General features: G+C 71.9%; 9 protein-coding genes. 4 read left to right on the top strand and 5 right to left on the bottom strand.

What is annotated here, in order from left to right; translation table 11 throughout:
• A partial coding sequence (locus tag JHD21_RS17320) for a trypsin-like peptidase domain-containing protein (protein ID WP_292677705.1) occupies positions 1-1,166 on the top strand: 1,166 nt, incomplete at its 5' end.
• 252 nt (positions 1,167-1,418) lie between these two features.
• Here JHD21_RS17320 and JHD21_RS17315 read toward each other — a convergent pair.
• From JHD21_RS17315 to JHD21_RS17295, 5 genes are read right to left on the bottom strand one after another with little or no spacing between them, the layout of a single operon-like run.
• The gene (locus tag JHD21_RS17315) at positions 1,419-2,459 is read right to left on the bottom strand and encodes a GNAT family N-acetyltransferase (RefSeq protein ID WP_292677703.1); all 1,041 of its coding nucleotides are present in this window, start codon (positions 2,457-2,459) and stop codon (positions 1,419-1,421) included.
• Positions 2,456-4,162, bottom strand: a complete 1,707-nt coding sequence (locus JHD21_RS17310; protein WP_292677701.1) for an ATP-binding cassette domain-containing protein — start codon at positions 4,160-4,162, stop codon at positions 2,456-2,458. Before JHD21_RS17310 ends, JHD21_RS17315 begins: the two co-directional genes overlap by 4 nt.
• A gap of 42 nt (positions 4,163-4,204) precedes the next feature.
• A complete protein-coding gene (locus JHD21_RS17305; RefSeq protein WP_292677699.1) occupies positions 4,205-5,227 on the bottom strand; it encodes a hypothetical protein in 1,023 nt (340 codons plus the stop codon).
• The gene (locus tag JHD21_RS17300) at positions 5,220-5,741 is read right to left on the bottom strand and encodes a SigE family RNA polymerase sigma factor (RefSeq protein WP_292677696.1); all 522 of its coding nucleotides are present in this window, start codon (positions 5,739-5,741) and stop codon (positions 5,220-5,222) included. The genes JHD21_RS17305 and JHD21_RS17300 overlap by 8 nt, the downstream gene beginning before the upstream one ends.
• A 47-nt stretch (positions 5,742-5,788) precedes the next feature.
• Positions 5,789-6,046, bottom strand: a complete 258-nt coding sequence (locus tag JHD21_RS17295; protein ID WP_292677694.1) for a DUF167 domain-containing protein — start codon at positions 6,044-6,046, stop codon at positions 5,789-5,791.
• Between the two features lie 75 nt (positions 6,047-6,121).
• On the opposite strand from JHD21_RS17295, the gene JHD21_RS17290 reads away from it, so the two are divergent.
• From JHD21_RS17290 to JHD21_RS17280, 3 genes are all read left to right on the top strand, one after another.
• Entirely contained in the window at positions 6,122-7,276 is a 1,155-nt protein-coding gene (locus JHD21_RS17290; protein ID WP_292677692.1) for an acyl-CoA dehydrogenase family protein, read from the top strand.
• 13 nt (positions 7,277-7,289) lie between these two features.
• Positions 7,290-8,429, top strand: a complete 1,140-nt coding sequence (locus JHD21_RS17285; RefSeq protein WP_292677690.1) for an acyl-CoA dehydrogenase family protein — start codon at positions 7,290-7,292, stop codon at positions 8,427-8,429.
• A gap of 22 nt (positions 8,430-8,451) precedes the next feature.
• Positions 8,452-9,416: phosphatase PAP2 family protein (locus tag JHD21_RS17280; protein WP_292677689.1), on the top strand; the 965-nt coding region annotated here is incomplete at its 3' end.

Below are 9,416 nucleotides of genomic sequence, written 5' to 3'. Positions count from 1 at the left end.
ACGGCCAGCCGTACGGCGCCCCGGTCGGTCCCCCGCCGGCGCCCCCCGCGGCGCGAACCCGCCAGCGCGGCCGTGGCCGGGTCGCAGCCGGCGTGCTCGCCGCGGCGCTGGTCGCGGGTGGAGGGGCAGGCGTCGGCGGCGCCGCGGCGTACGACGCGCTGAACGGCGACGACTCGCCGTCCTCGGTGGCGGACACCGGCACGTCGTTCAGGACGGCCAGCACCGCCGACGCGCCGTCGGACCCCGAGCTCGACGGCAGCGTCGAGGCGGTCGCCGAGAAGGTCCTGCCCTCGGTCGTGCAGATCAACGTCAGCGGCCCCCAGGGCACCGGCTCCGGGTCGGGGATCATCCTCAGCGAGGACGGACAGATCCTCACGAACAACCACGTCGTGGAGGTGGCCGCGAACGGCGGCACGCTGACCGTCCTGTTCAACGACGGCAGCACGGCGGAGGCCGAGGTCCTCGGGACCGACGTGCTGACCGACACCGCCGTCATCCAGGCCGAGGGCGTCTCGGGCCTCACCCCCGCGACCATCGGCTTGTCCGACGAGCTCGAGGTCGGTCAGGGCGTCGTGGCCGTCGGCTCGCCGTTCGGGCTCGAGTCCACGGTCACCAGCGGCATCGTCAGCGCCCTCAACCGACCGGTCAACGTCGGGAACGACGGCCAGGGCAACACGACGACGTACCCCGCCATCCAGACCGATGCGGCGATCAACCCCGGCAACAGCGGCGGACCGCTCGTCGACCTGTCCGGCAACGTGGTCGGCATCAACTCCTCGATCCGCACCTCCTCGACCGGCAGCGACGGGTCGATCGGGCTCGGCTTCTCGATCCCGATCGACGGGGTGCTGCCGATCGTCGAGCAGATGGCGAACGGGGAGGAGCCGACGCACGCGCGGATCGGCGTCAGCGTCGGGGTCGACGGCGCCACCGGCACCGACGCCACTCAGGGCGCGGTCATCCGCGAGGTCACCGCCGGGTCCGCCGCCGACGAGGCCGGCCTCGAGCCGGGCGATGTGGTGACCAAGGTGGACGACACCCGGATCACCGGCGCCGACTCGCTCATCGCGACCATCCGCGCCTACCGGCCCGGCGACACCGTCACGCTCACCTGGACCCGCGACGGCGAGGAGCAGTCCGCCGAGGTCGTGCTCGACTCGGACTGAGCGAGCAGAACCCGCGAGGAACGAGCGGGTTCGTCGCGAGCGAAGGTCGAGCAAGCCCCGCGACCGAGATTCTTCGGGGTCCCCGCGGCGTCGTGGCGGAGAAGCGAAGCGGGGGAGCCTCGACGTCGGGGGGTGAAGTGCGAGGCCGCGACGGGCGCGTCGAGACCACCGCAGCCGGGGCTGGGGCTGAACCACATCGGTTCAGTCCCGGCCACGGCTTGCGAGGTTTCGAGACGGTGCTAGCGCACCTCCTCAACCACCGAGCCGTTTCTGCACCTCACCCGATCGCTCGACCGGCACGAAGCCGATCGCCTCGTTGACGCCGACCATGTGGCTGTTGACCTCGGCGTTCCAGGTGACGACCTGGCCCAGGTCGGGCCGCTCCCGCTGGAGCTGCCGCAGGTTGGCGACCTTCACCGCGATCCCGAGCCGGTGCCCGCGGTGCTCGGGCCGGACCAGGGTGCCCCACTGGTAGGCCCTCGGGGAGCCCTCGTTGTTCACGCCGAAGTTGGTGTAGGCGACGACGGTGCCGTCCTCGTCGAGCGCTGCGGTGGCATAGAGCTCGCGGCCCTGCGCGAAGGCGAGCGCCTCCGACTCCCGGACCACCTGGGGGTCGGCCACCTGCGGCTCGCGCTCGATGTCCCCCATCGGCGCCTCCGTCATCAAGGTGGAGGTCACCTCCGCCCAGCCCTGGACGAGCTCCTCGGGGACCGGGCCGCTCCAGGAGCGGAGCGTGTAGCCCGCGTGGTGCGCCGCCGCGTCCGCGGCCAGCCGGTCCAGGGTCTCCTCCTCGACGGGCAGGTCGAGGCGGCGCTGGATCTCGACGAGCGCCATCGCGTAGCCGTGCTTGCGAGCGAACTCGATGCCGGGCTCACCGTCACCCTCCGGGTGGCCGGAGAACGGCCAGTCGCACATGCCCAGCAGGGTCGTCCGGCCCCGTTCGCGCGCCACCTGCTCGCACGCGGCGACCATCGCACTGCCGTGGCCCCGCCGCCGCGCCTCCGGGAGCGTGTGGACGCGGACCTCGCCGATGTCGAGGTTGTCGAGCAGCGAGCCCTCGACGGCACCGGTCACCACGATGCGCCCGTCGACCCGGCCGCAGAGGCCGTGCCGGAAACGGCGGCGGGCCTCCTCGCGCAGGGCGACCCGCAGCTCGTCACGCTCCCACGGGGTCGCCGTCGCCTCGCGGCCGAACGACTCGGCCGCCTCGTAGACCGCGTGGAACTCGTCGAACTCGGCGTCGTCGAACGGGTCGAGGTCGGTGATCTCCAGCTGTGTCGACGTCCCGCTCATCGCGTCCGCGCCACCCGTCCCTCGTCCCAGACCGGCCCGTCCGACTCGTAGACGTCGCCGTCGGCACCGTAGACCAGGAACCGGTCGAACCCGCGGGCGAACCACCGGTCGTGGGTCACCGCGATGACCGTGCCGTCGAACGCCTCGAGCCCGTCCTCCAACGCCTCCGCGGACTGCACGTCGAGGTTGTCGGTCGGCTCGTCGAGGAGCAGGAGCGTGGCGCCGGACAGCTCGAGCAGCAGGATCTGGAACCGAGCCTGCTGCCCACCGCTGAGCGACTCGAACTTCTGCTCCGAGGCGTGCGCGAGCTCGTAGCGGTCCAGCACCCGCGCCGCCTGCTCGCGGCCCATCCCGGCACGCCCGTCCGGACGCCCGTCGCCACGGTGCAGGATCTCCAGCAGCGTGCGCCCGACCAGCTCGGGGTGCTCGTGGGTCTGCACGAACCAGCCCGGCCGGACCCGCGCGCCCAGCTTGGCCTTGCCGGTGTGCCGCACCGGCTCGATCGCCACGTCCTCGACGGGTCGGTGCTCGATGTCGGGGTCGCTGCCACCGGCCGCGAGCAGCCGGAGGAAGTGGCTCTTGCCGGAGCCGTTGGACCCGAGCACGGCCACCCGCTCGCCGTACCAGACCTCGAGGTCGAAGGGGTGCATCAGCCCACTCAGCTCGAGGTTCTCACAGACGACGGCGCGCTTGCCGGTGCGGCCACCCTTGAGCCGCATCGTGACCTGCTGCTCGCGCGGCTGCTCGGTCGGCGGGCCCTTCTCCTCGAACATCCGCAGGCGGGTCTGGGCCGCCTTGTACTGGCTGGCCATGCCGTCGTTGTACTCCGCCTTGATCTTCATCCGGAGCACCAGCGCCTTGATCTTGGCGTGCTCCTCGTCCCAGCGCCGGCGCATCTCCTCGAAGCGGAGGAACCGGTCCTTGCGCGCCTCGTGGTACGACGCGAAGCCGCCGGGATGCGTCCACACGAGGTTGCCCGCGGCGCCCAGCTCGACGGTCACGACCCGGGTCGCCGTGTTCGCCAGGAGCTCCCGGTCGTGGCTGATGAACAGGATCGTCTTGTCGGACTCGCGGATCCGCCCCTCGAGCCAGATCTTGCCGGGCACGTCGAGGAAGTTGTCCGGCTCGTCGAGCAGGAGCACCTCGTCCGGTCCACGGAGCAGGAACTCCAGGACCAGCCGCTTCTGCTCGCCGCCGGAGAGGGTCCGCAGCTCGCGGTACTTCGCCTTGTCGTAGGGGACGCCCAGCCCGGCGACGGTGCAGACGTCCCAGGTGACCTCGAGGTCGTAGCCGCCGGCGTCGGCGTACTCCGCCAGCGCCTCGGCGTACTGCATCTGCGTCTTCTCGTCGTCGGTGTCCATCAGCGCGCGCTCGCAGCGGTCGACCTCGAGAGCCGCGGCGCGAATCCGCGGGGGCGAGACGCTGAGCAGCAGGTCGGCGACGGTCGGCTCACTCTGCCCGTCGCTGGCGAGGCCTGCGTTGACCATCTGGCGCATGACGCCGAGCCCGCCCGACCGGGTGACCACGCCAGCGTGCGGGACCAGGTCGCCGGTGATGATCCGCAGCAGGGTGGTCTTGCCCGCGCCGTTGGCGCCGACCAGCGCGACCTTGGCGCCCTCCCCCACCCGGAACGACACGTCGTCCAGCAGGACCCGGCCGTCCGGCAGCTCGTAGCGCACTCCAGCGACGTCGACATGTCCCACGAGGGACGAGTGTGCGGGACGAGGTGCCTCCCGCGCACGTGACTATTGCGGCGCCGGGTCGTAGCTGCGCAGCACGCTGATCGGCAGCCCGGTCGTGTCGCCGGTGAAACCGGGCGACAAGGCCCACCAGAGGACGTCCGGCGTCACGATGCCGTCCGGCCAGCCCTCGACCACCGTGCACGCCCCGTCGAGCTCGATGGACACGTCATGCTCGGCGTCGAACATCTCGATGGTGACGGGCGGTGCGTCCGACGGCTGGCAGTCGAGATCTCCGTCGACCGTGTCGTCCAGTGCCTCGGCGGCGGAGGATGCGTCGTCGCCCCTGAGTGCCTCGCTCTGCTCGAGCTGGCCCGAGGCGTCGTAGCGGCAGACCGCCATCGAGTCGTCGTAGACCACGCGGACGCCGTCCTCGCCGACCCTCGCGCTGCAGCCGTTGGGGTCGCTGCCTTCGTAGGGCTCGACGGTCTCCAGCACCTCGAGCAGCTCCTCGCGGTCAGGACCCGCCACGGTCACCAGCACACCGTTGACGCCGTGGGCGCCCACGTAGGTGTCCGGCGGCCAGGCGTCACCGGTCTGGGTGACGACCGGCCAGTCGAACGGCTGGTCGGTCCCGTCCATCTCGATCTCCTGGAAGGACAGGCCGTAGCTCGACTGCGGCGTGCACGCGATCATCGGCACGGCGCCGCCCGGGCGGGTGACCCGGAAGGTCTCGGCCGAGCCGCCGTCGGCGCACCAGGTCGCCTGGTCGCCGTACTCCCAGTCCTCGGGGACGAACACGCTGACGCCGTGCCAGGACTCCCAGCGTCCGATCCGGACCGGCTCCGGCTCGGACGTCGTGGTCTTGTCCGCCACCGGCGTCCGGTCCGGACCGCGGTCGCCACCCAGGGCGACGACCGCGACCGGCACGGCCAGCGCTGCCGCCGCGGTCAGCCCCACAGCGGCCACACGGGTACGGCGCCGGGTCCGCGCGCGACCTCGGGCGGCGTCGGCCAGGCCGAGCGCGTCGGGGGCTTCCGCGGACTCGGAGCGCAGCGCTTCGGCCACGCGGGTCTCGAAGTCACTCATCGGTCTCTCCCATCGCCTCTCGCAGCCCGGCGATGCCCCGCGAGACCCGGGCCCGCACGGAGCCCTCGCGGACGCCGGTCAGCTCGGCGATCTCGGCGTACTCGAGCTGTTCGTAGTAGCGCAGGACGACCGCCGTGCGCTGCACCTCGGGGAGGGCCTGGCACGCCAGCCAGAGGCGGCGACTGTCGTCGAAGCCCTCACCCGGGGCGTCGACCGTCGAGTCCCGCAGCTCGGCCACCGGCGACTCGCGCCGCTTCCACCGCCGCCACCACGACGTGTGCGCGTTGACCACCATCCGGCGCACGTAGGCGTCCACGTCGTCGGCCCGGGTGATCCGCGACCACCGCGGCAGCGCCCGGGCCAGGGCGTCCTGGACGACGTCCTCCGCGTCGGTCCGGTTGCCGGTCAAGGTGTAGGCGAGGCGCAGCAGCCCCGGGCCCCGCGCGGCGACCCAGGTGTCGAAGTCCGGTGCGTCCTGCGCCACCCGGGCTCCTTCCTGCACGAGGACCTGCATGCCCTACAGACGCAGGTCGGCCGGATCCTGTTGCGAGGGCTCGATCCTCACCCGTCGAGCAGTCTCCGGTACGCCGCGGCGGCGTCGTCCGGGATCTCCACGACCTTGGCCCGGCTGGTGTGGCCGGTGACCAGTCGTACGTCGGCGGCGCGGACGCCGAGGGCGTCGGCCAGGGCCCGCAGGGCGGCCGTCGTCGCCCGGCCGTCGACGGCGCGCTCGTGGACCCGGACCACCAGGGCCTCGGCGTACCGGCCGCCGACCTGGGTCCGTCCGGAGCCGGGGCGGACCCGGATGCTCACCCGCACGGGCCCAGGATGCCAGCGTCAGCCATGATGGTCCCGATCACTACCGACCAGTAGCTCGACCAGTAGGAGTGCCGGATGCAGCTCGCACTGTCCGACGAGGAGCGCGCCTTCCGCGACGAGATGCGGGAGTTCTTCACGACCAAGGTCGACGAGGACATCCGCCGCACCGTGGCCGAGGGGCGGGAGCTCACCAAGGACCAGATCGTCGAGGCCCAGCGGACCCTCAACGCCGCCGGCCTGGCCGTGCCGCGCTGGCCGGTCGAGTGGGGCGGCCAGGACTGGACCGAGATCCAGTTCCACATCTGGCACGAGGAGATGGAGCGGGCCTGCGTGCCGACGCCGCTGGCCTTCAACGCGGGGATGATCGGTCCGGTCATCGCCCAGTTCGGGACCGAGGAGCAGAAGAAGGAGTTCCTCCCCAAGACCGCGAACCTCGACATCTTCTGGTCGCAGGGCTTCTCCGAGCCGGACGCCGGCTCCGACCTCGCCGGGCTGCGCACCACCGCGGTCAGGGACGGGGACGACTGGGTCGTCAACGGGCAGAAGACCTGGACCACGCTGGGCCAGTACGGCGACTGGATCTTCACGCTGGTCCGCACCGACCCGGACGCCAAGAAGCAGGCCGGGATCTCGATGCTGCTCATCGACATGACCAGCGAGGGCCTCGAGGTCCGCCCGATCCAGCTGATCGACGGCGGGCACGAGGTCAACGAGGTGTGGTTCGACAACGTCCGGGTGCCCGGCGAGAACCTGGTCGGCGAGCTCAACGGTGGCTGGGGCATCGCGAAGTTCCTGCTCGGCAACGAGCGGGTCGGCGTGGCGCCGTCCGGCATCACCAAGCGGGTCATCGCCCGGATCAAGGGCCTCGCCGAGGACCGGTTCGCCGACGACCCGCTGCTGCGGGCCCGGATCGCGCAGCTGGAGAACGAGCTGCTCGCGCTCGAGCTGACCACCATGCGGGTGGCCGCCAACTCCCTCGACGGCAAGCCGCACCCCGCCTCCTCCGTGCTCAAGCTCAAGGGCAGCGAGCTCCAGCAGGCGGTCAGCGAGCTGGTCCTCGACCTGGCCGGCCCGGCGGGCCTCGGCAGCGGGGCGGGCGACGACAGCGACCTCACCGAGTGGGAGCGGGCCGCGGGCCCGATCTACCTCAACCTCCGCAAGGCCTCCATCTACGGCGGCTCCAACGAGGTCCAGCGCCAGATCATCAGCCGCAACATCCTCGGTCTCTGAGAAGGACGACGACATGGACTTCCTCTACGACGACGAGCAGGACGCCCTGCGCGAGGCCACCCGCGGGCTGGTCGGCAAGGCCTACTCCGACTACGAGAACCGCCGCCAGGCCGTCAAGGACGACCCCGGCTTCGACGAGCAGCAGTGGGCCAGGATGGCCGAGATGGGCCTGCTCGGGCTGCCCTTCTCCGAGGAGGACGGCGGGGTCGGCGCCGGACCCGTCGAGATCGGCATCGTGTGCCAGGAGCTCGGCCGGGTGATCGCGCCCGAGCCCTACCTCACCTCGGTCGTCCTGGCCGGCGGCCTCGTGTCCGCGGTCGGCACCGCCGAGCAGCGCCAGGAGGTCCTGGGGGCGCTCTCGGCCGGCGAGAGCGTGCTCGCCTTCGCGCACGACGAGCCCGGTCGCGGCTGGACCGCCGGCGCCGAGAAGGTCACCGCCGCCCAGGACGGCGACGCGTGGACCCTCACGGGGGTCAAGGAGCCGGTGCCGCACGGGGCCCGCGCCGACGTACTGGTCGTGAGCGCCGCGCTCCCCGGGGGCGGCACCGGGCTCTTTCTTGTCGAGGGCGCGACGGCGGAGCGCACGGGCTACCCGACGTACGACGGCACCCGGGCGGCGAAGGTGTCCTTCGACGGCACCGCGGCGACCCCGCTCGGGGGGCCGGGCGTCGACGTGACGGCCAGCATCTCCACCGTCCAGGACATCACCCGGGTGATGGCGGCCAACCAGGCGCTCGGCGCGATGCAGTTCCTGCTGCCGACGACGACCGAGTATCTCCGCAACCGCAAGCAGTTCGGCGTCCCCCTGTCGACGTTCCAGGCGCTGACCTTCCGGGCGGCCGACATGTACGTCTCGCTCGAGCTGACCCACTCGATGGTCGACTGGGCCACGATGGTCGTCGCCAAGGGGGACCCCGTTGAGGTCGCCGACGCGGCCCGGAGGGTCTCGCTCCAGGTGAGCACCGCCGGCCGGCACGTCGGGCAGGAGGCGATCCAGCTGCACGGCGGTATCGCCATGACGATGGAGTACTCCGTCGGCATGGTCATGGCCCACCTCACCGCGCTCGACCACCTGCTCGGCGACGGCGGTCACCACCTGCGGGAGCTGGCCGGCGCGGTGACGACGTACGAGGCTCTTGACCCCCTGGCCTGACACCCCCACATAGAGTTCGCGCATGGTTCAGGAGCTCCAGGAGGACGCACCGTCCGTCCCGGAGCGGTCCACCGAGCCCAGCAGGGCGACCCGGCCCTGGGTGCGGACGGTCTCGCTGCTGGTCTACGCGCTGCTGCTCGCGGTCTGGACCAAGTTCCTCGGCATCCCCAACGACACCGTGCAGGTGTTCCTCTGGCTGTGGTTCGCCACGATCATGTGGCACATCGAGGCGCCGCGGGGCTACCACCTGCGGTTCCTCCGGGACTGGTGGCTGCCGGTCGTGGGGCTGGTCGTCTACTTCTACAGCCGGGGCCTGACCGACGAGCTCGGGCTGCCGGTGCACTACACGATGCCGATCCGCTTCGACGAGTGGCTGTTCGGCGGCACCCTGCCGACCGAGTGGCTTCAGCGCGAGCTGTGCGGCGACCCGTGCGAGCGCAGCAGCCACCCGCGGTGGTACGACGTGCTGCTCACGACCGTCTACGCCTCCCACTTCCTGACCGGGCTCACCATCGCCGCGGTCCTGTGGATCCGCGACCGGAGGGCGTGGCTGCGCTGGATGCGCCGCTACGTCGCCATCAACTTCGGCGCGCTGGTCGTCTACATCGTCTACCCGATGGCGCCGCCCTGGATGGCCTCCGAGCTCGGCTTCATCGACGCGGACCTGACCCGGATCACGGGCCGCGGCTGGTCGGACCTGGGTCTGGGACGCTTCGACCTGATCCTCCAGGGCGTCGGCAACCCGGTCGCCGCGATGCCCTCGCTGCACGCGGGCATCGCGTTCCTGGTCGCGATGCACGGGATCTGGCGGCTCCGGACATCGTGGCGGTGGCTGCTCGCGCTCTACCCGCTCGCGATGTCGTTCGCGCTCGTCTACTACGCCGAGCACTACGTCGTGGACATCCTCGCCGGCGCGGTCCTGGCCGCCCTTGTCATGGTCGGGTGCGGGCTGTGGGAGCGGCGGCGGGCGGTGGCGGGGTCCCCGGA

Origin of the sequence: Nocardioides sp., from assembly GCF_016462705.1 — a bacterium.
Lineage (GTDB): Bacteria > Actinomycetota > Actinomycetes > Propionibacteriales > Nocardioidaceae > Nocardioides.
This window is presented reverse-complemented; position numbering and strand designations above follow the sequence as displayed.

Coding starts and splice junctions, on each gene's coding strand:
- JHD21_RS17315 (WP_292677703.1), bottom strand. CDS start 2,459: ATGAGCGGGACGTCGACACAGCTGGAGATCACCGACCTCGACCCGTTC.
- JHD21_RS17305 (WP_292677699.1), bottom strand. CDS start 5,227: ATGAGTGACTTCGAGACCCGCGTGGCCGAAGCGCTGCGCTCCGAGTCC.
- JHD21_RS17300 (WP_292677696.1), bottom strand. CDS start 5,741: ATGCAGGTCCTCGTGCAGGAAGGAGCCCGGGTGGCGCAGGACGCACCG.
- JHD21_RS17290 (WP_292677692.1), top strand. CDS start 6,122: ATGCAGCTCGCACTGTCCGACGAGGAGCGCGCCTTCCGCGACGAGATG.
- JHD21_RS17285 (WP_292677690.1), top strand. CDS start 7,290: ATGGACTTCCTCTACGACGACGAGCAGGACGCCCTGCGCGAGGCCACC.